Genomic DNA, 20,432 nt, shown 5'->3' with positions numbered 1-20,432 from the left:
ATCAAAATCGCACTTAAGTACGATAAAGAAACAAAAGAATCTGTAATAAAAGATATTCAAAGAATTAGTAAACCAGGTTTACGTAAATATTCAGGTTCTTCAGAGATTCCTAGAATTCTTAACGGATTAGGTGTTGCAATTGTTTCTACATCAAAAGGTTTGATGACAGGTAAGATGGCAAAACAACTAAACGTAGGTGGAGAAGTAATTTGTTACGTATACTAATATAAAAGAAAAATGTCAAGAATAGGTAAAAATCCAATTGCAATTCCAGCAGGAGTAACAGTAGATGTTAAAGACGCTGTGGTTACAGTAAAAGGAAAATTAGGCGAGCTTACTCAAGAATTTTCTGATGTAACGGTAAAAATAGAAGATAACCAAGTTATCGTTGAACGTTCATCAGATCACAAAGACGAGAGAGCGAAACACGGACTATATCGTTCTTTGATCAACAATATGATTGTTGGTGTTTCTGAAGGTTTTTCTAAACAATTAGAACTAGTAGGAGTAGGTTATAGAGCATCTAATCAAGGTCAAAGACTTGATTTAGCTTTAGGATTCTCTCACAACATTGTACTAGAAGTTGTTTCTGAAGTAACAGTTGAAACTATATCAGAGAAAGGTAAAAATCCTTTAGTAAAATTATCATCATTTGACAAACAATTATTAGGTCAAGTTGCTGCTAAAATCAGAGCTTTTCGTAAACCTGAACCTTACAAAGGAAAAGGAATTAAGTTTGTAGGTGAAGTATTAAGAAGAAAAGCAGGTAAATCAGCTTAAAATTTAAGACTATGTCATTAACAAAAACGGAAAGAAGACAAAGAATAAAATTCAGAATTAGAAAGATTGTTAGCGGTACTGCTGCGCAACCTAGACTAGCTGTTTTTAGATCTAATAAAGAAATCTATGCTCAAATCATAGATGATGTAAACGGTGTTACATTAGTAGCAGCATCTTCAAGAGAGAAAGGTGTTACTAAAGGAACAAACACTGAAACTGCTAATGCAGTAGGTAAGTTAGTAGCTGAAAAAGCTCTTAAAGCAGGTGTATCTACTATCACTTTTGATAGAGGTGGATATTTATACCACGGACGTGTTAAATCATTAGCTGAAGGCGCAAGAGAAGCTGGACTTAAATTCTAAGATAATATGATCAATAATTATAAAAACGTAGAACTAGTAAAACCAGGAGGACTTGATTTAAAAGACCGTTTGGTGAATGTTAATCGTGTTACTAAAGTTACAAAAGGGGGTAGAGCATTTGGTTTTTCTTCTATTGTAGTTGTAGGTGATGAAAACGGAGTTGTTGGACATGGTACTGGAAAATCTAAAGATGTAGCAGAATCAATTGCAAAAGCAGTTGAAGACGCTAAGAAAAATCTTGTTAGAATTCCATTACAAGGACAATCAGTTCCTCACGAACAAAAAGGTAAATTTGGTGGAGCAAGAGTATTTTTAATACCAGCTTCTCATGGTACTGGAGTTATTGCAGGTGGTGCAGTACGTGCGGTACTTGAGTCAGTAGGTATTCATGATGTATTATCAAAATCTCAAGGTTCATCAAATCCCCATAATGTTGTTAAAGCAACTTTCGATGCGTTATTGCAAATGAGAAGTGCTTATACAATTTCAAAACAAAGGGGAGTATCTTTAGAAAAAGTATTTAAAGGTTAATAATTCAAGGAAAAAATGGCAAAAATATTAGTAAAACAAGTAAAAAGCAAAATCAATTGTCCTCTTACACAAAAGAGAACTCTTATTGCTTTAGGTCTAAAAAAAATGGGACAAGTTGTTGAGCATGATGACAACCAAGCTATCCTTGGAATGGTAAACAAAGTAAAACACTTAGTTTCTGTTGAAACTAAATAACATATACAGTTATGAATTTAAGTAATTTACAACCAGCGGAAGGTTCAACGCACAACCAAAATAAAAGATTAGGTAGAGGAGAAGGTTCTGGAAAAGGTGGTACCGCATCACGTGGACACAAAGGAGCTAAATCTCGTTCTGGTTATTCTAAGAAAATTGGTTTTGAGGGAGGGCAAATGCCTCTTCAAAGACGTGTGCCTAAGTTCGGATTTAAAAATATTAACAGAAAAGAATATCAAGGTGTTAATCTTGATACACTTCAAATGTTAGTTGACAATGGAGTAGTAACTGACACTGTAGATTTTACAGTTTTAGTTGATACAAGATTAGCGACCAAAAACGAATTAGTTAAAATTTTAGGTAGAGGCGAATTAAAAGCAAAACTTAAAGTGAGTGGACACAAATTTACTGCTACTGCAAAAGCTGCTATTGAAGCTGCTGGTGGAGAAGTAGTAATTTTATAACAAATAGTATAGTAAAATGAAGAAATTTATAGATTCTTTAGTTAATGTTTGGAAAATCGAAGAGTTAAAAAACAGAATTCTGTTGACTCTAGGATTGTTATTAGTGTATCGTTTTGGTGCTCAAGTAACACTTCCAGGTATTGATGCTACTAAACTAGGAAATTTAACTAGCCAAACCGATCAAGGTATTGGCTGGTTAATTGATGTTTTTACAGGTGGAGCTTTCTCACAAGCATCTATTTTTGCTTTAGGAATTATGCCTTATATTTCTGCATCGATTGTAGTACAATTGATGGGAATAGCAGTTCCTTACTTGCAAAAACTTCAAAAAGATGGTGAAAGTGGAAGAAAAAAGATAAATCAAATTACAAGATGGTTGACTATTGCAATTACTTTAGTTCAAGGTCCTGGTTATATTTATAATCTTTATTCAACACTTCCTCCTGATGCATTTTTATTAGGGTTTAATTCATTTCAATTTTTATTCTCAGCAGTATTAATCTTAGTTACAGGTACAATTTTTGCTATGTGGTTAGGTGAAAAGATTACTGATAAAGGTATTGGAAATGGTATTTCATTATTAATTATGGTTGGAATTATCGCTAGAATGCCACAAGCATTCATGCAAGAGATAGCATCAAGAACTTCTCAAGCAAATGGTGGTGTACTTATGATTGTAATTGAAATAATAATATGGTTACTAGTAATAGTGGCATGTGTATTATTAGTAATGGCTGTTAGAAAAATTCAAGTTCAATACGCACGTAGAACAGTTTCTGGTGACTTTGAACAAGATCTAATGGGTGGTGGTGATAGACAATTTATTCCATTAAAATTAAACGCATCGGGTGTAATGCCAATCATATTTGCACAAGCAATTATGTTTATCCCAGCTGCATTAGCAGGTTTATCACAATCTGATAATGCACAATCTATCGCAACAATGTTTAAAAATCCATTTGGATTAGTATATAATCTAGTGTTTGCATTATTAATTATAGTGTTTACATATTTTTATACTGCGATTACAATACCAACTAATAAAATGGCTGATGATTTAAAAAGGAGTGGTGGATTTATACCAGGTGTTAAGCCGGGTTCTGAAACTTCAGACTTTTTAGATAAAATTATGTCACTAATAACGTTTCCAGGTTCACTTTACCTTGCTTTTATCGCTGTGTTTCCAGCTATAGCTGTTAGTGTTATGGGTGTTCAAGGTTCATGGGGTTATTTCTATGGAGGAACATCGTTATTAATTATGGTAGGAGTTGCAATTGATACAATTCAACAAATAAATTCTTATTTATTGAATAAACATTATGATGGGTTGATGAAAAGTGGTAAAAACAGAAAAGCAGTAGCTTAATTATTTTATGGCAAAACAATCAGCAATAGAACAAGACGGAACAATAATTGAAGCATTATCAAATGCTATGTTTCGAGTAGAATTAGAAAACGGGCACATTGTAATTGCTCACATCTCTGGAAAAATGCGTATGCATTATATCAAATTATTACCTGGTGATAAAGTGAAACTAGAAATGAGTCCTTACGATTTGTCTAAAGCAAGAATCACATATAGATACTAAATCTAATAGCATGAAAGTAAGAGCATCAGTTAAAAAAAGAAGTGCCGAGTGCAAAATTGTACGAAGAAAAGGCAGATTATACGTAATCAACAAAAAGAATCCTAGATTTAAACAAAGACAAGGATAATTATGGCAAGAATAGCAGGGGTAGATATACCTAAACAGAAAAGAGGAGTTATTGCTTTAACATACATTTTTGGTATTGGTAATAGCAGAGCTAAAGAGATCTTAGAAAAAGCTCAAGTTAGCGAAGACAAAAAAGTTTCAGATTGGAACGATGAAGAAATCGGAGCAATTCGTGAAGCTGTATCATTTTTCAAAATTGAAGGTGAATTACGTTCAGAAGTTCAATTAAACATCAAACGTTTAATGGATATTGGTTGTAATAGAGGAATTCGTCATAGAGCGGGTCTTCCTTTAAGAGGTCAAAGAACTAAAAACAACTCAAGAACAAGAAAAGGTAAAAGAAAAACTGTTGCAAACAAGAAAAAAGCAACTAAATAATAAGTAATATGGCTAAGGCAACTACAAAAAAACGTAAAGTTATTGTTGAATCAACAGGAGAAGCTCATATTAGTGCAACTTTTAACAACATCATTATTTCTTTAACAAATAAGAAAGGTGAAGTTATTTCTTGGTCTTCAGCTGGTAAAATGGGTTTTAGAGGTTCTAAAAAGAACACTCCATACGCAGCTCAAATGGCAGCAGAAGATTGTTCAAAAGTAGCTCTTGACGCTGGTCTTAAAAAAGTAAAAGTTTACGTTAAAGGACCAGGAAACGGTAGAGAATCTGCAATCAGATCATTACATAATGGTGGAATTGAAGTTACAGAAATTATTGATGTAACACCAATGCCTCATAATGGATGTCGTCCTCCAAAAAGAAGAAGAGTTTAATCAAATATATTTACTATATTTGCACTCTTAAAAAAATATTTTAGTATAAACTAGATAGAATTACGATTATCGAAGGATTAGACCTGAATTCATAATCTCTATCTTAAACAATTAGAAATGGCAAGATATACTGGTCCAAAAACTAAAATTGCTCGTAAATTTGGCGAAGCAATATTCGGAGAAGACAAAGCCTTCGAAAAAAGAAATTATCCTCCTGGACAACATGGAATGTCTAAAAGAAGAGGTAAAAAATCTGAATATGCTATCCAGTTAATGGAAAAGCAAAAAGCTAAATATACTTACGGTATTTTAGAAAAACAATTCAGAAACTTATTCAAAAAAGCATCTGCAGCTTCTGGTGTAACAGGTGAAATCCTTTTACAACTTTGTGAATCAAGATTAGACAACGTAGTATACAGAATGGGTATTGCTCCTTCTCGTAGAGGTGCACGTCAAATCGTTTCGCACAGACACGTTACTGTAAATGGTGAATTAGTGAACATTCCTTCTTATCACATCAAACCAGGTGATAAAGTAGCTGTTCGTGAAAAATCTAAATCTCTTGAAGCTATCGATCGTTCTTTATCTAATGCATCTCAAGTTTATGAGTGGATTACATGGAACAATGATACTAAGGAAGGTACTTTCGTATCTGTTCCTCAAAGACTTCAGATTCCAGAAAACATTAAAGAGCAACTAATCGTAGAGTTGTATAACAAATAAAAATACACATTAAGCGAATTATGGCAGTATTTAATTTTCAGAAGCCCGATAAAGTTATCATGATCGATTCAACCGATTTTGAAGGTAAGTTTGAATTCAGACCTTTAGAACCTGGTTACGGATTGACAGTTGGTAATGCACTTAGAAGAGTTTTACTTTCTGCATTAGAAGGTTTTGCAATAACATCAGTAAAAATTGAAGGAGTAGAACATGAGTTCTCTACAATTCCTGGTGTAGTTGAAGACGTTACAGAAATCATCCTTAATCTTAAACAAGTACGTTTTAAACGTCAAATTGAAGATATCGATAATGAGTCTGTTTCAATGTCTCTATCAGGTAAAGAGGTGTTAACTGCAGGTGATTTTCAAAAATTCATCTCTGGTTTCCAAATCTTAAACCCAGATTTAATTATCTGTAACCTTGATAGCAAAACTTCAATTAATATGGAACTTACTATCGAAAAAGGTAGAGGATATGTTCCAGCAGAGGAAAACAAAAAAGCAAATGCACCAATTGGTACAATTTATACTGACTCAATTTACACACCAGTAAAAAATGTTAAGTATTCAATTGAGAATTTTCGTGTGGAGCAAAAAACTGACTATGAAAAGTTAGTTTTCGAAATCCAAACAGATGGTTCAATCAATCCAAAAGATGCATTAACTGAAGCAGCTAAAACGTTGATTCATCACTTTATGTTGTTTTCTGACGAAAGAATTACACTTGAGGCTGACGAAATTGCTCAAACAGAATCTTATGACGAAGAGTCATTACACATGAGACAGTTGTTAAAAACTAAACTTGTGGATATGGATTTATCAGTTAGAGCATTAAATTGTTTAAAAGCAGCTGAAGTTGACACTTTAGGAGACTTAGTGTCTTTCAACAAAAACGACTTAATGAAATTCCGTAACTTTGGTAAAAAATCTTTAACAGAATTAGACGAATTAGTCGCTGTAAAAGGTCTTACTTTCGGTATGGATTTAGCAAAATACAAATTAGATAAAGAATAAATTACTTCATATTTTGCTCTCCAATAGTGGATTGTAGCAAGATGAAGGTTAAATAAAAAGTCATGAGACACGGAAAAAAATTCAATCACTTAAGTAGACAAAAAGGACATAGAGCATCTATGCTTGCTAATATGGCTTGTTCACTAATAGAACACAAACGTATCAATACAACAGTTGCAAAAGCGAAAGCTTTAAGAGTGTTTTTTGAACCGTTAGTGACAAAATCAAAAGAAGACACAACGCACAACCGTCGTATTTGCTTCGCTTATTTAAGAGACAAATATGCAGTAACTGAGTTATTCAGAGAAGTTTCTGCTAAAGTTGGAGATCGTCCAGGAGGATACACTCGTATCATCAAATTGGGTAATCGTTTAGGAGATAACGCTGATATGGCAATGATTGAGTTAGTTGACTTCAATGAATTGTACAATGGTGGTAAAAAAGAAGAGAAAAAAGGAAGAAGTCGTAGAGGTGGAAAAGCTAAAAAAGCTGATGATACTACTACTGCTCCTGTTGCAGAAACACCTGCTCCTGAAACTTCTTCGGAAGAATCTACTGATACAGCAGAATAATGAATATCAATTCATAAATATAAAAAAGGATAAGCTAATTTTTAGTTTATCCTTTTTTTTTGGATTTTAGTTTTTAGAAGCAAAACGGTAGTCCTTATTTAGTCATGTATTTCCTGCTGTTCATTCTATCTTTCATTGCGAGGAACGAAGCAATCTTTTAATGAAACGATAATTTTCTCAACAAAAGGATGCCATTCCCATCAGGGCTAGAAGAAAAACTATTCGATTGTTTATAAACTTATTTTTTTAGAAAAAAGAATTATACTAAATTTGCAAAACAACACACATCAAATGCAATACACTACTAAACAAAAAGCCATCGTATTACTAGCAGATGGAACAATTTTTCACGGAAAATCAATCGGAATTAGCGGTACAACCTTTGGAGAAGTTTGTTTCAATACTGGAATGAGCGGTTACCAAGAAATTTTTACAGATCCTTCTTATTTCGGACAAATTATGGTGACAACCAATCCTCATATTGGTAACTATGGTGTAAGCTTAAATGATGTAGAATCAGATGGAGTAAAAATCGCAGGACTTATTTGTAAAAATTTTAGTTTCAATTATTCTAGACCAGACGCTTCTGAAAGTTTATATGATTATTTTGAAAAACAAAATATCGTTGCCGTTTCAGATGTTGACACAAGAGCTTTGGTAAGTTATATTAGAGATAATGGAGCGCAAAATGCAATTATTTCTACAGACGGAACATCTATTGAGGATTTAAAAACGCTGTTAGCTAATGTACCAAACATGAAAGGGTTAGAATTAGCTTCAACAGTTTCTACAAAAGAGCCTTATTTTTATGGTGATGAAAAAGCAACTTTTAAAATTTCAGCTTTAGATTTAGGGATTAAAACTAACATCTTAAGAAATTTAGCCAAAAGAGATTGTTACATAAAAGTATTTCCATATAACGCTTCTTACGAAGATTTAAAAAGTTTTAATCCTGATGGATATTTCTTGTCAAATGGACCTGGTGATCCAGAACCATTGCATCAAGCACAAAATACAGCTAAAGAAATTATAGCCAACAACAAACCTTTATTCGGAATTTGCTTAGGCCATCAAGTAATCGCTTTGGCAAACGGAATTTCAACGTATAAAATGTTTAATGGTCATAGAGGAATTAATCATCCTGTAAAAAACCTTTTAACTGGTAAAGGAGAAATCACTTCACAAAATCATGGCTTTGCTGTAAACAAAGAAGAATTAGAAAAACATCCAGATATGGAGATCACGCATTTACATTTAAATGATGATACTGTGGCTGGAATGCGAATGAAATCTAAAAACTGTTTTTCTGTACAATATCATCCAGAAGCAAGTCCTGGACCACACGATGCGGAATATTTATTTGATACGTTTATTGAGAATATAAAGAAACAAAACTTACAAGAAGTTTAATAATATTTAAACCTAACACGTTTTCAGAACTTGTTAGGTTTTTTTAAGAAATTTAAAAAAGAATAAGATTGTAACAATTTAACTAAAACGTTATCGTTTATAAGTTTATTGGCGTTTAAAATATAGAATGTTTAAATTTGTATACCGAATTTTAAAAAATCATTAAAAAATGAGCATAATTATCAAAGTACACGCAAGACAAATATTTGATTCTCGCGGAAATCCAACAGTAGAAGTTGATGTAATTACAGAAAACGGAGTTTTAGGAAGAGCAGCTGTGCCAAGTGGTGCTTCAACAGGAGAACACGAAGCCGTTGAATTACGTGATGGTGGAAAAGCTTACTTAGGAAAAGGAGTTTTAAAAGCTGTTGAAAATGTAAATACAGATATAGCAGCAGAAGTTGTTGGAATGTCAGTTTTTGAGCAAAATTCTATTGACAAAATGATGATTGAATTAGATGGTACGCCAAACAAATCTAATTTAGGTGCAAATGCAATTTTAGGAGTTTCGTTAGCGGTTGCAAAAGCAGCAGCAAACGAATTAGGAATGCCTTTATACAGATATGTTGGTGGTGTTTCTGCTAATACGTTACCAGTTCCAATGATGAATATCATCAATGGAGGTTCGCATTCTGATGCTCCAATTGCGTTTCAAGAATTTATGGTTATGCCAGTGAAAGCAAAAACGTTTACAGAAGCAATGCAAATGGGAACTGAAATTTTCCATAACCTTAAAAAAGTATTACACGATAGAGGTTTGTCAACAGCAGTAGGTGATGAAGGTGGTTTTGCTCCAAATTTAGAAGGTGGAACAGAAGACGCTCTAGATTCAATCAAATTAGCCGTTACAAATGCAGGTTATACTTTTGGGGATGATGTAATGATCGCTTTAGATTGTGCTGCAGCAGAATTTTTTGTAGATGGAAAATATGATTACTCAAAATTTGAAGGACCAACTGGAAAAGTAAGATCTTCAAAAGAACAGGCAGAATATTTAGCTGATTTATCAAAAAAATACCCTATCATTTCTATCGAAGACGGAATGGACGAAAACGACTGGGAAGGTTGGAAATACTTAACAGAATTAATTGGAGATAAAACACAATTAGTTGGGGATGATTTATTCGTTACAAACGTTGAAAGATTAGCCAAAGGAATTGCAAATGATACTGCAAACTCAATCTTAATTAAAGTTAACCAAATTGGAACTTTATCAGAAACAATTGCAGCTGTAAACATGGCACACAATGCTGGTTATACATCAGTAATGAGTCACCGTTCTGGAGAAACAGAAGATAATACCATTGCAGATTTAGCAGTAGCTTTAAACTGTGGTCAAATTAAAACGGGTTCAGCTTCACGTTCTGATAGAATGGCAAAATACAACCAATTATTAAGAATCGAAGAAGAATTAGCTGAAGTAGCTTATTTCCCTGGAATGAAAGCTTTTAAGCAGAAATAAAATAATATTGTCATGCTGAACTCTTGTGCTGAATCTATTTCAGTATGTTTCAGTATCTAAACCCTTCTAGAGTTTTAAACTTTAGAAGGGTTTCTTTTTTTATCTCAAATTCTCATTCAAAACACTCAAATTCTAAATCACTATAAATTCCTAACAAGGAAATGTTACATTTGTTTATCAATAATAAATAAATGAGAGCTAAAATACTACTATATTTTTTTTTAATCATTGCAACAGTTGTTCAAGCACAAGATAAAGTGCTAGATAGCTTGCAAAATGAACTAAAAAAAGCAAAAAACGATATTGATAAAACAATGGTTTTAAATGCTATTGCAGATCAATACAAATATTCTGATCCAACTAAAATGGCTGAATTCGGAAATCAAGCCTTACTATTAGCAAAAAAAATCAAATATAAAGTAGAAGAAGGGAATGCTTACTTAAACATTGGAACTTCAAACATCATTTTAGGAGATTATAAAAAAGCATTGGATAATTTTATTTTAGCTAAAAATATTTTTGAAGAGAATAATAATTCTGCCACAAATAAAAAAGAAGTGGCTCAAGGTTTAGCTAAAGCTTATGGAAGCATAGGAATTGTTTTTTCAGAACAAAGTAATTACGCAAAAGCTCTAGAATATTATCTAAAATCTGTGAAAATTTATGAAAGTTTAAAGGATGAAAGTAAATGCTCTAAAATCTACAATAACATTGGAGTCGTTTATAAATCTCAAAATTCGGATTTCAAAGCCTTAGAGTATTTTATAAAAGCACAAAAAATTCAAGACAAATTACAAGATGTTAATGTCGGAATCACTTTAACCAATATAGCAAACATTTACCTTAAACAGAAAAGTTTAGACAAAGCTTCAGAATATTACACTTTAGCGAAAAAAGCTTTAGAGAAAAATCCAAATCCAAGAGCTTTAGGAGAATGGTATAATAATAAAGGTTTGTATTTTAAAGAGAAAAATCAAGATAATGATGCTGTTTCAAGTTGGGAAAATGCTATGACTACTTTTACAAGTATTGATGATAAATTCGGATTAGCAGATACATATATTTTTCTAGGAGAATTTTATTTGGAGGAAAATCAATTAGATGAAGCATTACTTAATACAAATAAAGCATCGACTTTAGCCACTGAAATTAATGTATTAGAACAAAAAGCAGTTTCAGAAAAATTATTGAGTGAGATTTATGCTAAAAAAGGTAACTCAAATTTAGCTTTAGAACATTTTCAAAAATATAGTGTAGCAAAAGACAGTTTGACTAATGAAGAAAACATCAGAAGATCAGTTGAAGCTTCTATGAATTATGAATTTGAAAAGAAAGAATTACTACAAAAAGAAGAAAACGATAAAAGAGAATTGTTGCTAAAAGAAGAAGCCAAAAGTGCTAAATTAAAATTAATATTTGGAGCATTAATTGCTTTGTTGGTATTCGGAATTGGATTTTTAATTTACAATAGAGCACAACTTAAAAAGACTTTAACGCTACAAAAAGAATTAGCTGAATACGAACAAAAAGCTTTGCACTTACAAATGAATCCACATTTTGTATTCAATTGTTTGGGTTCAATTTCGAGTTTTATTGTGCAAAACGGAACAGATTCAGCCATAAAATATTTGTCTAAATTCTCAAAATTAATGCGATTGACTTTAGAATATTCTAAAGAATCATTAATTCCAATTGATAAAGAAATAGAAAGTTTACAAAATTATTTGGAGCTAGAACAACTACGATTTAATCACAAATTTAATTTTAACATTCAAAAAAGTGCTGATATTGAAGATGATGTAGCTTTGCCGCCTTTATTAATTCAGCCTTTTGTAGAAAACGCAATAATTCATGGAGTAATTCCGAAAAAAGAAATGGGAAATGTAACAATTGACTTTTCAATAAAGGATGATTCCCTAATTTGTACTATTTTAGATGACGGAATTGGAATTAATCAATCTAAATTAAACAAAGAAAATTCGGTTGTAGCACACAAATCAATGGCTTTAGATATTATCACCAAACGATTAGAAATGATTGCTTCCTCAATATCAAAAAAAGCAACCATTGAAATTGAAGAATTAACAGAAGAAAATAAAATAACCGGAACAAAAGTGATTTTGCATTTACCCTTACAATATATAGAATAGAATTTTTTGTAAAACCTTTTAACCTTTTAAACCTAAAAACTCATAACCTTAAAATTATGATAAAAGCCATATTAATTGACGATGACCAAAACCTTAGAGAAGGAATGAAAGGTTTGTTGGAACGATTTGCTCCCAATATAGAAATCATTGGTGAGGCAGATAGTGTTGCAACTGGTTTCGAAGCAATGGATACCTTAAAACCGCAAGTTGTGTTTTTGGATATTCAATTAAATGACGGGACAGGTTTTGATATTTTAGAACAATTGGCTGCGAAAAATGGAAATATAAAATCAAATATTGTATTCATAACAGCTCACGAACAATATGCCATAAAGGCCTTTCGATTTAGTGCTTTAGATTTTTTATTAAAACCAGTTGATCCTGATGAGTTGCAAAAAGTGATTGTAAAAATTGAATCCGTTTTAGAGAAAACTAACGATTATGCTCATATTGATTTGTTGTTGGAAAACATCAGAAAAAAGGTTGATAATTTTAAGCGAATAGCGCTTTCTACTTCAGATGGAATTCATTTGTTTGATGTTAGTGATATTATTCGATGTGAAAACGAAGACAATTATACCAAGTTTTATATTAAAAATAGTAAACCAGTTATGATTTCAAAAACACTGAAAGAATACGAAGAATTATTAACCGAACACGGATTTGAAAGAATACATCAATCACATTTGATTAATTTGAATTATTTGAAATCTTACATTAAAAAAGACGGTGGTTATGTTATTATGGCTGATGAAAGTCATTTGCCTATTTCACAACGAAAAAGAGAACGATTGCAAGAAATTTTAAAAACCATTTAGCGAATTCTAACTCAAAACAGCAGTTTACTCATTGAGTAACAATAAATAAAAAAAACAATATTAAATTTATATAAAATATTAAAGTCATGAAGAAAATTATACTCTTGCTACTTTTTATAACAGGAACATTATATGCACAGCCACCCATTGCACAACCTGATGATTTGATTGTTTGTGATGATAACGGAGCTAATGATGGGTTTGCATATTTCGATTTAACAGTTAATGAATCGCAAACTTTAAATGGATTAAATCCTAGTTCTTATAATATAAAATATTATAACACTTTAAGTGATGCACAAAACAATGCTGGTGCATTTGTAAATGAATCTAATTATTATAATTTCATAAATCCTCAAACCATTTATGTAAGAGTTGAAGAAAATGCAAACCCAACAAATTATGCAATAACAAGTTTTAATTTGATTGTTAACTTATTGCCAACAGCTTCGATAGGTTTAAGTTCTCCAATTTGCTCTGGTGATTCAACATCTTTAACAATTAATGGAACTCCAAATGCAACAGTTCAATATACAGTGAATGGAGCTGCACAAGCATCAATTACTTTAGATCCAAATGGTTTAGCAACGTTATCATTTGCTAACTTAACTGTTGATACTACAATATGTTTAGTAGATGTAACATCATCAACAACTGCCTGTACACAATCTTTAACTGCTTGTGAAACAATTTTAGTTAATCAAACCCCAAATATAATCCAGCCACCAAATTTAGTTATTTATGAAAACCCTTTTGATGGTTTTGCTACTTTTGATTTAACTCAGAATGAATTTATTATTTTAAATGGAATTAATACACTTTCAGTAAATGTTTTATATTATGGAAGCTTAATGGATGCACAATTTGGAGTTAATCCATTCTCAAATCCAAATTCTTATTTTAATATTTCAAATCCTGAAACAATTTATGTCAGAGTTGAAGATAATGTAACGGGTTGTTATGCAATTACTAATTTCGACTTGATAGTAATCGATTCAGTAAATGGTATCGTCTACATTCCAGATGCAAACTTTAAAGCTAAATTAATAGCTTTAGGAGTTGATACAAATACAGATGGAGAAATACAATTTTCAGAAGCTTTAGTGTCAACAACTTTAAATGTCTCCAATTCAAATATTGCAGATTTAACAGGAATTGAAGCGTTTACAAACTTGGCTACATTAAATTGTTCTATAAATAATTTAACTACACTTAATTGCTCAAGTAATTTTAACTTAACGAGTCTTTATTTTGTGGCTAATTTACAATTGCAATCTGTTTTTATTAAAAACGGAAGTAATGAAAGCAGTAATATAGATTCAGGTAGTTGGCTTGAAAATTTCTTAAGCAACAATAGTCCTAGTTTAGCTTATGTTTGTGTGGATCAAAATCAGGTAGCAAATATTCAATCATTAGTTAGTGGCTCAGTAAATGTAAATTCCTATTGTACAACAAATCCTGGAGGAAATTACAATTCAATCTCTGGAATTATTCAATATGATTTTGACAATAATGGCTGCAATGCTTTAGACAGTCCTGCTTCTTATATGGCATTAAATTTAAGTTTGAATGCAGTTTCAATAAATGGCTCAGTTTTTACAAATTTTAATGGAAACTATATTTACAATACAAACCAAACAGGAATATATGAATTAACTCCTAATCTTGAGAACCCAACTTTTTTCACAGTAAGTCCAAATCAGGCTGTTGTAAATGTTTCTGTTATTGATAATACAACAACAACACAAGATTTCTGTATCACAGCAAATGGGGTACATCCTGATTTAGAAATTGTAATCGCACCAATTACACCAGCAAGACCAGGTTTTGATGCCGTTTATTTAATTGTTTACAGAAATATTGGAAATACTACTTTAAGTCAACAATACGGAATTAACTTTTTCTATGATGAAAATGTATTAGATTTCGTGTCAACTACTTATGCAACATCGTCAGTTGGATCAGGTTCTTTAAGTTGGGATTATGCAAACTTAAAACCATTTGAAAATAGAAGTTTTTATGTTACGCTAAATGTAAATTCTCCAACAGAAACTCCAGCCGTAAATATTGGTGATGTTCTAACTTTAACCGCTTCAATTTTACCTTCAGCAGGTGATGAAAATACATTTGATAATTTGTTTCAATTCAATCAAACCGTTGTAGGCTCTTATGACCCAAATGACATTACGTGTATTCAAGGAGAAGTGGTTGCTCCATCTTACATAGGACAATATCTTCATTATGTAATAAACTTTGAAAATACTGGAACATATCAAGCAGAGAATATTGTGGTAAAAACACAAATAAATCCTGCTGATTTTGATATTGCTACTTTACGTTTAATGGAAGCTTCTCATAATGTTGCAACGCGAATTAACGGAAATATAATAGAATTTGTTTTCCAAACTATAAATCTAGACACAGGTGGACACGGAAATATATTATTGAAAATTAAGACTCAAGGTGATTTGCTAACAAGTGATATAGTAACCAATAAAGCTGATATTTATTTTGATTATAATTTTCCAGTGGAAACAAATTTTGCAAATACAACTTTTCAGGTTTTAAGTAATTCAGTTGTGACTATTGATAATTCAGTTGGTGTTTATCCTAATCCAGTAAATGATATGGTGAATATTAAAGCAAATACAGCAATTAGTTCTATTGAAATTTATGATGTTCAAGGAAGAATTGTCCATAAGAAAATTACAAATCAAAAAACAGAATCAATTGATGTCGCTGCTTATTCAAACGGAATTTATTTCTTAAAAATTAAAACCGAATTAGGAGAAAAAGTAGAAAAAATAGTAAAGAAATAATAAATTTGATTGTTTGTTATTACCCTTCTAGCGATCAAAAAACTAGAAGGGTTTCTTTTGTAAATTAAAACGATTAGGAAATTAAGAAAAGCAAGTTTTTTTCTACATAAAGCTAAATGTTTAAAGGCTTAAAACAATTTTAAAAGCATTATTGGTGATTAATCAATAGGAATATATACCAATTTTGCAATTTTATAGAATAATTAACGAAATGTAGTTCATTTTTCCTTTTTAATTAACAAGTAATTCTGTAATTTTGTGGGATTGATTAATTTAAAAGAAAAAAACACCAATACTATTATGTCAAAAACGGCTACATTAGAAATAGATGGCAAAAAATATGAGTTTCCAATAATTGTTGGAACAGAAAATGAAGTTGCTATTGAAATAGTTACATTAAGAAGTGCTACAGGAGCAATTACCATTGATCCAGGTTATAAAAACACGGGTTCGTGTACTAGCGAAATTACTTTTTTAGATGGAGAAGAAGGAATATTGCGTTACAGAGGATATTCAATCGAAGAATTAGCAGAAAAAGCTGATTTTTTAGAAGTATCTTATTTGTTGATTTTTGGGGATTTACCAAAAAAAGCAGAGTTAGAAAAATTCGAAAACGATATAAGAAAGCATACGTTAGTTAATGAAGAAATGAAAAACATCATTGATGGTTTTCCAAAAACAGCTCATCCAATGGGTGTTTTAGCGGCTTTGACTTCTGCATTAACAGCTTTTAATCCAAAACCAGTTAATCCAAATAACGAAAAAGAAATGTATGATGCTGTTTGTAAAACAATGGCAAAATTCTTAGTAATCGCTACTTGGACGTACAGAAAGTCAATGGGTTTACCTTTAAATTATTACGATAACACAAAAGGATATGTAGAAAACTTCATGCGAATGATGTTTGAAGTTCCAACACAACCTTATAAGTTTGACAAAAAAGTAATTGATGCTTTAGATAAATTATTTATCCTTCACGCAGATCATGAGCAAAACTGTTCTACATCTACAGTTAGAATAGTTGGTTCTTCTCACGCTGGATTATTTGCCTCAATTTCTGCTGGAGTTTCTGCACTTTGGGGGCCTTTACATGGTGGAGCAAATCAAGCGGTGTTAGAAATGTTAGAAGAAATTCATAACAACGGTGGTGATGTTGCTAAATATGTTTTAAAAGCAAAAGACAAAGATGATTCATTCCGTTTAATGGGATTTGGTCATAGAGTTTATAAAAACTTTGATCCAAGAGCAACAATAATCAAACAAGCTGCTAATGATGTTTTAGATGCCTTAGGTGTAGATGACCCATTATTAGACATTGCAAGAGAATTAGAGAAAGTTGCATTAGAAGACGAATATTTCAAAGCGAGAAATTTATATCCAAACGTTGATTTCTATTCAGGAATCATTTATCGTGCTATGGGAATTCCTGTTGGAATGTTTACTGTTCTTTTTGCAATTGGACGTTTACCAGGTTGGATTGCTCAATGGAAAGAAATGCGTTTAAACGGTGAGCCAATCGGAAGACCAAGACAAGTTTATACAGGTCATACATTAAGACCTTTTACTGAAGAGAAAGACAGATAAAACAAAAAAAAATCCCGTTTCAATTTGAAACGGGATTTTTTTTATGTCTTAAAAAAAGAATTAATCAGCTTGTTCGAAATTATCTTTTTTACCTCTTAAATCATCTATTTTATCCTCAGCTTTGTCGATTAAACCTGCAGCAGCTACTTTAGCAACTTCAGCTTTATCCTCAACCCATTCTGAAGCATCTTCTAATTTTTCTTTTGCAGTTTCAACAAAACCAGACACCTTTTCACCTACACCCATTTCGTCTAATTTTTCAGAGGCATCATCAATAAGCCCAGATGCTTTTTCTTTTAAATCACCAGCGACATCGGTTGCTTTGTCAATAACATTTTCTGCCATATCTTCAACCTTATCACTTACACTGTCTATAGTTTCTTTTGCTTTTCCAAAAAGTGAACTAAAAAAATTTGAAATTCCCATAATTAGTTTGTTATTTGTTTTTAGTTAATCAAAAGTAAAAAAAAGATTTATATAAAAATGTTATTTTACAACTATGTGAAAAATTAAACATTTTTATCGTTAAAATGCACAATCTGTTTTTTATCTTTGCATCTATGCTAAAAAGCAAATATATGTTACAATTAAATGTAAAGAACGAATCATCGCGATTAAGAGCAGTAGTTTTAGGCTCTGCAACGAGTAATGGTCCAACACCATCTGTAGAAGAAGCTTATGATCCAAAATCATTAGAGCATATCTTAGCAGGAACATATCCTGTAGAAGAAGATATGGTTAAAGAAATGGAAGCTTTTAATCAAGTTTTTCAAAAATATGATGTAAAAGTTTTTCGTCCAGAAAGGATTGAAAATTACAATCAAATCTTTACAAGAGATATTGGTTTCGTAATTGAAGACACTTTCATTAAAGCAAATATTCTTCCAGATAGAGAAAGAGAATTAGACGCTATTCAGTATGTAATAGATCAAATTGATCCAAAAAAAGTAGTTCGTCCACCAGAAGAAGTCCACATAGAAGGTGGTGATGTAATGGTATGGAACGATTATATTTTTATAGGAACCTATAAAGGATCAGATTATAAAGAGTACATCACAGCTAGAACAAATATGGCTGGAGTAAAGTATATTAAAGAATTGTTTCCAAATAAAATTGTGAAAGAATTTGATTTAGTAAAATCAAAAATTGAAGCCAAAGACAATGCTTTGCACCTAGATTGCTGTTTTCAACCAGTAGGAACTGACAAAGGAATCATTTACAAAAGTGGTTTTCGCGAAGAAGCAGATTACATGTATTTAGTCAAACTTTTCGGAAAAGAAAACTTGTTTCACATTACTAGAGATGAAATGTATAACATGAATTCAAATATTTTTTCAATTGCACCAGATGTTGTGGTCTCAGAAAAAAACTTCACGAGACTAAATACTTGGTTAAGAGAAAAAGGAATTACTGTAGAAGAAATTCCGTATGCTGAAATTGCAAAACAAGAAGGTTTATTAAGATGTTCAACTTTACCGTTGATTAGGGATTAAAAAGTTGTCATTTATCGGTTTTCAGTTATTTACTAAATAAATTGTTCAGAAATGAGTAGTTATCAAGATTTAGATATTTATAAAATTAGCTTAGCATTGTTTTATGAAATTCATCCAGCTTCATTACTTTTGCCAAAACATGAATTATACGAATTAGGTAGTCAAATAAGACGTTCGGCAGATTCTGTAAATTCAAACATAGTTGAAGGATATGGAAGAAATCGTTATAAAGCCGATTTTATAAGGTTTTTAGTTTTTTCTCATTCAAGTTGTTTAGAAACAAAAGGACATTTGATAAAGATTAATCATTTATATAAAGGATTAATTGCTGATAACGAAAGATATATTACAGATTATGATAACTTGGGAGCAAAAATATTCAATTTTATAAAATACGTTGAAAATAACTGGAAAACTTGAACTTTTTTCAACAGACAACAGACAACAGACAACAGACAACAGACAACAAATAAAACATGAAACAAACAACAAATTCAATCCTAATGATTCGTCCAGTTGCTTTTCGTATGAACGAACAAACAGCTGTCAATAATTATTACCAAAAAGTATTAGACGGATTAACTCCGGAAAATGTAAATGCAAAAGCGCAAGAAGAGTTCGATACTTTTGTACAAAAACTAAAAATGGTTGGTGTCGATGTAACCGTTGTCGATGATACTAAAAAACCAGACACACCAGATAGTATTTTTCCAAACAATTGGGTTTCTTTTCACGAAAATGGTGATGTAGCTTTATATCCAATGTTTGCTGAAAATCGTCGTGCAGAACGAAGAGAAGATATCCTAGATTTATTAGAAGATAAAGGATTTAAATTAAATGACATTGTTGATTATACGTCAGCAGAAGAAGACGAAATTTTCTTAGAAGGAACAGGAAGTCTTTTGTTAGACAGAGCTAATGGAAAAGCATATTGTGCTTTATCGCCAAGAGCTGATGAAGAATTAATGATTGAATTCTGCGAAGATTTTGATATGGGACCCGTTATTTTTGAAGCTTATCAAACAGTTGATGGAGAAAGAAAACTAATCTACCATACCAATGTGATGATGTGCTTGGGAGAAACTTTTGTTGTAATTTGTTCAGATTGTATTGATGATAAAAGCGAAAGAAAACAAGTCTTAAAAAGTTTAAAAGACGACGGAAAAGAAATTATTTTAATTACAGAAGATCAGGTAAATAACTTTGCTGGAAACATGCTGCAATTAAAAGGAACAGATGATAAAAGTTATTTAGTAATGAGTAAATCAGCTCATGAAAGTTTAACGGCAGAGCAAATTGAAAAATTAGAAAAACATGCTACCATTTTAAGTTCAAGTTTAGATACTATTGAAGCTTGTGGTGGTGGAAGTGCTCGTTGCATGATGGCTGAAATTTTTCTTCCTAAAAAATAAAGTTAAAAAATAATATAACACTAAAATTCCAAATTCCAAATGTTTAAATTGGAGTTTGGAATTTTTGTTTTTTTAGAATTTTATGAAGTTGTTTTAGCAATATTTCGAATCATTCCGCCAAAAATAAAATAGTGAAACGGAACTAAACTATACCAATAC

Annotated in this window: 24 protein-coding genes; 23 read left to right on the top strand and 1 reads right to left on the bottom strand. The window is 31.4% G+C overall.

The window, feature by feature from the left end; all coding sequences use genetic code 11:
- The 20 genes from rpsH to AACZ53_RS07470 all read left to right on the top strand — a co-directional run.
- A partial coding sequence (rpsH, locus tag AACZ53_RS07565) for a 30S ribosomal protein S8 (RefSeq protein WP_339836594.1) occupies positions 1-225 on the top strand: 225 nt, incomplete at its 5' end.
- A 12-nt stretch (positions 226-237) separates the two neighbouring features.
- Positions 238-780, top strand: a complete 543-nt coding sequence (rplF, locus tag AACZ53_RS07560) for a 50S ribosomal protein L6 (protein WP_026717868.1) — start codon at positions 238-240, stop codon at positions 778-780.
- 11 nt (positions 781-791) lie between these two features.
- The gene (gene rplR, locus AACZ53_RS07555) at positions 792-1,142 is read left to right on the top strand and encodes a 50S ribosomal protein L18 (protein ID WP_026717869.1); all 351 of its coding nucleotides are present in this window, start codon (positions 792-794) and stop codon (positions 1,140-1,142) included.
- Between the two features lie 6 nt (positions 1,143-1,148).
- Entirely contained in the window at positions 1,149-1,673 is a 525-nt protein-coding gene (gene rpsE, locus AACZ53_RS07550; protein ID WP_026717870.1) for a 30S ribosomal protein S5, read from the top strand.
- A gap of 15 nt (positions 1,674-1,688) precedes the next feature.
- On the top strand, positions 1,689-1,868 hold the full coding sequence (gene rpmD / locus AACZ53_RS07545; protein ID WP_026717871.1) for a 50S ribosomal protein L30: 180 nt from the start codon (positions 1,689-1,691) through the stop codon (positions 1,866-1,868).
- An 11-nt stretch (positions 1,869-1,879) separates the two neighbouring features.
- Positions 1,880-2,332: a 50S ribosomal protein L15 gene (gene rplO, locus AACZ53_RS07540; RefSeq protein ID WP_026717872.1), complete on the top strand. Its 453-nt coding sequence runs from the start codon at positions 1,880-1,882 to the stop codon at positions 2,330-2,332.
- Positions 2,333-2,348: 16 nt separating this feature from the next.
- The gene (gene secY, locus AACZ53_RS07535; protein WP_026717873.1) at positions 2,349-3,698 is read left to right on the top strand and encodes a preprotein translocase subunit SecY; all 1,350 of its coding nucleotides are present in this window, start codon (positions 2,349-2,351) and stop codon (positions 3,696-3,698) included.
- A 7-nt stretch (positions 3,699-3,705) separates the two neighbouring features.
- Positions 3,706-3,921, top strand: a complete 216-nt coding sequence (infA, locus tag AACZ53_RS07530) for a translation initiation factor IF-1 (RefSeq protein WP_008254466.1) — start codon at positions 3,706-3,708, stop codon at positions 3,919-3,921.
- A 10-nt stretch (positions 3,922-3,931) separates the two neighbouring features.
- Positions 3,932-4,048, top strand: a complete 117-nt coding sequence (gene ykgO / locus AACZ53_RS07525; RefSeq protein ID WP_073370549.1) for a type B 50S ribosomal protein L36 — start codon at positions 3,932-3,934, stop codon at positions 4,046-4,048.
- Between the two features lie 2 nt (positions 4,049-4,050).
- Positions 4,051-4,425 carry a 30S ribosomal protein S13 gene (rpsM, locus tag AACZ53_RS07520; RefSeq protein WP_026717874.1) on the top strand — a complete coding sequence of 125 codons (375 nt, stop codon included), beginning with the start codon at positions 4,051-4,053 and terminating at the stop codon, positions 4,423-4,425.
- Positions 4,426-4,433: 8 nt separating this feature from the next.
- Entirely contained in the window at positions 4,434-4,817 is a 384-nt protein-coding gene (rpsK, locus tag AACZ53_RS07515; RefSeq protein ID WP_026717875.1) for a 30S ribosomal protein S11, read from the top strand.
- A gap of 117 nt (positions 4,818-4,934) precedes the next feature.
- A complete protein-coding gene (gene rpsD / locus AACZ53_RS07510) occupies positions 4,935-5,540 on the top strand; it encodes a 30S ribosomal protein S4 (RefSeq protein WP_026717876.1) in 606 nt (201 codons plus the stop codon).
- Positions 5,541-5,560: 20 nt separating this feature from the next.
- Positions 5,561-6,553 (top strand): DNA-directed RNA polymerase subunit alpha, encoded by a 993-nt coding sequence (locus tag AACZ53_RS07505; RefSeq protein WP_339836579.1) that lies wholly within the window; start codon positions 5,561-5,563, stop codon positions 6,551-6,553.
- A gap of 62 nt (positions 6,554-6,615) precedes the next feature.
- Complete coding sequence (gene rplQ, locus AACZ53_RS07500) at positions 6,616-7,125, top strand: 50S ribosomal protein L17 (RefSeq protein WP_339836576.1); 510 nt, start codon at positions 6,616-6,618, stop codon at positions 7,123-7,125.
- Between the two features lie 291 nt (positions 7,126-7,416).
- Positions 7,417-8,535: a glutamine-hydrolyzing carbamoyl-phosphate synthase small subunit gene (gene carA, locus AACZ53_RS07495; protein ID WP_339836574.1), complete on the top strand. Its 1,119-nt coding sequence runs from the start codon at positions 7,417-7,419 to the stop codon at positions 8,533-8,535.
- Positions 8,536-8,704: 169 nt separating this feature from the next.
- Positions 8,705-9,997 carry a phosphopyruvate hydratase gene (eno, locus tag AACZ53_RS07490; RefSeq protein ID WP_339836571.1) on the top strand — a complete coding sequence of 431 codons (1,293 nt, stop codon included), beginning with the start codon at positions 8,705-8,707 and terminating at the stop codon, positions 9,995-9,997.
- Positions 9,998-10,188: 191 nt separating this feature from the next.
- Positions 10,189-12,147, top strand: a complete 1,959-nt coding sequence (locus AACZ53_RS07485; RefSeq protein WP_339836569.1) for a histidine kinase — start codon at positions 10,189-10,191, stop codon at positions 12,145-12,147.
- A 56-nt stretch (positions 12,148-12,203) separates the two neighbouring features.
- Entirely contained in the window at positions 12,204-12,965 is a 762-nt protein-coding gene (locus AACZ53_RS07480) for a LytTR family DNA-binding domain-containing protein (RefSeq protein ID WP_339836566.1), read from the top strand.
- Positions 12,966-13,051: 86 nt separating this feature from the next.
- On the top strand, positions 13,052-15,784 hold the full coding sequence (locus tag AACZ53_RS07475; RefSeq protein ID WP_339836564.1) for a T9SS type A sorting domain-containing protein: 2,733 nt from the start codon (positions 13,052-13,054) through the stop codon (positions 15,782-15,784).
- 300 nt (positions 15,785-16,084) lie between these two features.
- Positions 16,085-17,368, top strand: coding sequence for a citrate synthase (locus tag AACZ53_RS07470; RefSeq protein WP_339836562.1), 1,284 nt, complete (start codon positions 16,085-16,087; stop codon positions 17,366-17,368).
- Positions 17,369-17,428: 60 nt separating this feature from the next.
- Here AACZ53_RS07470 and AACZ53_RS07465 read toward each other — a convergent pair whose 3' ends face one another.
- On the bottom strand, positions 17,429-17,794 hold the full coding sequence (locus AACZ53_RS07465) for a hypothetical protein (protein ID WP_339836560.1): 366 nt from the start codon (positions 17,792-17,794) through the stop codon (positions 17,429-17,431).
- 152 nt (positions 17,795-17,946) lie between these two features.
- Between AACZ53_RS07465 and AACZ53_RS07460 the strand changes: the two genes are divergently transcribed.
- From AACZ53_RS07460 to AACZ53_RS07450, 3 genes are read left to right on the top strand one after another with little or no spacing between them, the layout of a single operon-like run.
- Positions 17,947-18,861, top strand: coding sequence for an arginine deiminase family protein (locus AACZ53_RS07460; RefSeq protein WP_339836558.1), 915 nt, complete (start codon positions 17,947-17,949; stop codon positions 18,859-18,861).
- 51 nt (positions 18,862-18,912) lie between these two features.
- Positions 18,913-19,281 (top strand): four helix bundle protein, encoded by a 369-nt coding sequence (locus AACZ53_RS07455; protein ID WP_339836556.1) that lies wholly within the window; start codon positions 18,913-18,915, stop codon positions 19,279-19,281.
- Positions 19,282-19,337: 56 nt separating this feature from the next.
- Positions 19,338-20,273, top strand: a complete 936-nt coding sequence (locus AACZ53_RS07450) for an arginine deiminase-related protein (protein ID WP_339836553.1) — start codon at positions 19,338-19,340, stop codon at positions 20,271-20,273.
- The last annotated feature ends 159 nt before the right edge of the window (positions 20,274-20,432 follow it).

It is taken from the genome of uncultured Flavobacterium sp. (assembly GCF_963975005.1).
GTDB lineage: Bacteria > Bacteroidota > Bacteroidia > Flavobacteriales > Flavobacteriaceae > Flavobacterium.
The sequence above is the reverse complement of the archived record's forward strand: the minus strand, read 5'-3'. Positions and strand labels throughout refer to the sequence as shown.

Bases quoted from the DNA above. Each gene is read 5' to 3' on its own strand.
- rplF (WP_026717868.1), top strand. From the start codon at position 238: ATGTCAAGAATAGGTAAAAATCCAATTGCAATTCCAGCAGGAGTAACA.
- rplR (WP_026717869.1), top strand. From the start codon at position 792: ATGTCATTAACAAAAACGGAAAGAAGACAAAGAATAAAATTCAGAATT.
- rpsE (WP_026717870.1), top strand. From the start codon at position 1,149: ATGATCAATAATTATAAAAACGTAGAACTAGTAAAACCAGGAGGACTT.
- rpmD (WP_026717871.1), top strand. From the start codon at position 1,689: ATGGCAAAAATATTAGTAAAACAAGTAAAAAGCAAAATCAATTGTCCT.
- rplO (WP_026717872.1), top strand. From the start codon at position 1,880: ATGAATTTAAGTAATTTACAACCAGCGGAAGGTTCAACGCACAACCAA.
- secY (WP_026717873.1), top strand. From the start codon at position 2,349: ATGAAGAAATTTATAGATTCTTTAGTTAATGTTTGGAAAATCGAAGAG.
- infA (WP_008254466.1), top strand. From the start codon at position 3,706: ATGGCAAAACAATCAGCAATAGAACAAGACGGAACAATAATTGAAGCA.
- ykgO (WP_073370549.1), top strand. From the start codon at position 3,932: ATGAAAGTAAGAGCATCAGTTAAAAAAAGAAGTGCCGAGTGCAAAATT.
- rpsM (WP_026717874.1), top strand. From the start codon at position 4,051: ATGGCAAGAATAGCAGGGGTAGATATACCTAAACAGAAAAGAGGAGTT.
- rpsK (WP_026717875.1), top strand. From the start codon at position 4,434: ATGGCTAAGGCAACTACAAAAAAACGTAAAGTTATTGTTGAATCAACA.
- rpsD (WP_026717876.1), top strand. From the start codon at position 4,935: ATGGCAAGATATACTGGTCCAAAAACTAAAATTGCTCGTAAATTTGGC.
- AACZ53_RS07505 (WP_339836579.1), top strand. From the start codon at position 5,561: ATGGCAGTATTTAATTTTCAGAAGCCCGATAAAGTTATCATGATCGAT.
- rplQ (WP_339836576.1), top strand. From the start codon at position 6,616: ATGAGACACGGAAAAAAATTCAATCACTTAAGTAGACAAAAAGGACAT.
- carA (WP_339836574.1), top strand. From the start codon at position 7,417: ATGCAATACACTACTAAACAAAAAGCCATCGTATTACTAGCAGATGGA.
- eno (WP_339836571.1), top strand. From the start codon at position 8,705: ATGAGCATAATTATCAAAGTACACGCAAGACAAATATTTGATTCTCGC.
- AACZ53_RS07485 (WP_339836569.1), top strand. From the start codon at position 10,189: ATGAGAGCTAAAATACTACTATATTTTTTTTTAATCATTGCAACAGTT.
- AACZ53_RS07480 (WP_339836566.1), top strand. From the start codon at position 12,204: ATGATAAAAGCCATATTAATTGACGATGACCAAAACCTTAGAGAAGGA.
- AACZ53_RS07475 (WP_339836564.1), top strand. From the start codon at position 13,052: ATGAAGAAAATTATACTCTTGCTACTTTTTATAACAGGAACATTATAT.
- AACZ53_RS07470 (WP_339836562.1), top strand. From the start codon at position 16,085: ATGTCAAAAACGGCTACATTAGAAATAGATGGCAAAAAATATGAGTTT.
- AACZ53_RS07465 (WP_339836560.1), bottom strand. From the start codon at position 17,794: ATGGGAATTTCAAATTTTTTTAGTTCACTTTTTGGAAAAGCAAAAGAA.
- AACZ53_RS07460 (WP_339836558.1), top strand. From the start codon at position 17,947: ATGTTACAATTAAATGTAAAGAACGAATCATCGCGATTAAGAGCAGTA.
- AACZ53_RS07455 (WP_339836556.1), top strand. From the start codon at position 18,913: ATGAGTAGTTATCAAGATTTAGATATTTATAAAATTAGCTTAGCATTG.
- AACZ53_RS07450 (WP_339836553.1), top strand. From the start codon at position 19,338: ATGAAACAAACAACAAATTCAATCCTAATGATTCGTCCAGTTGCTTTT.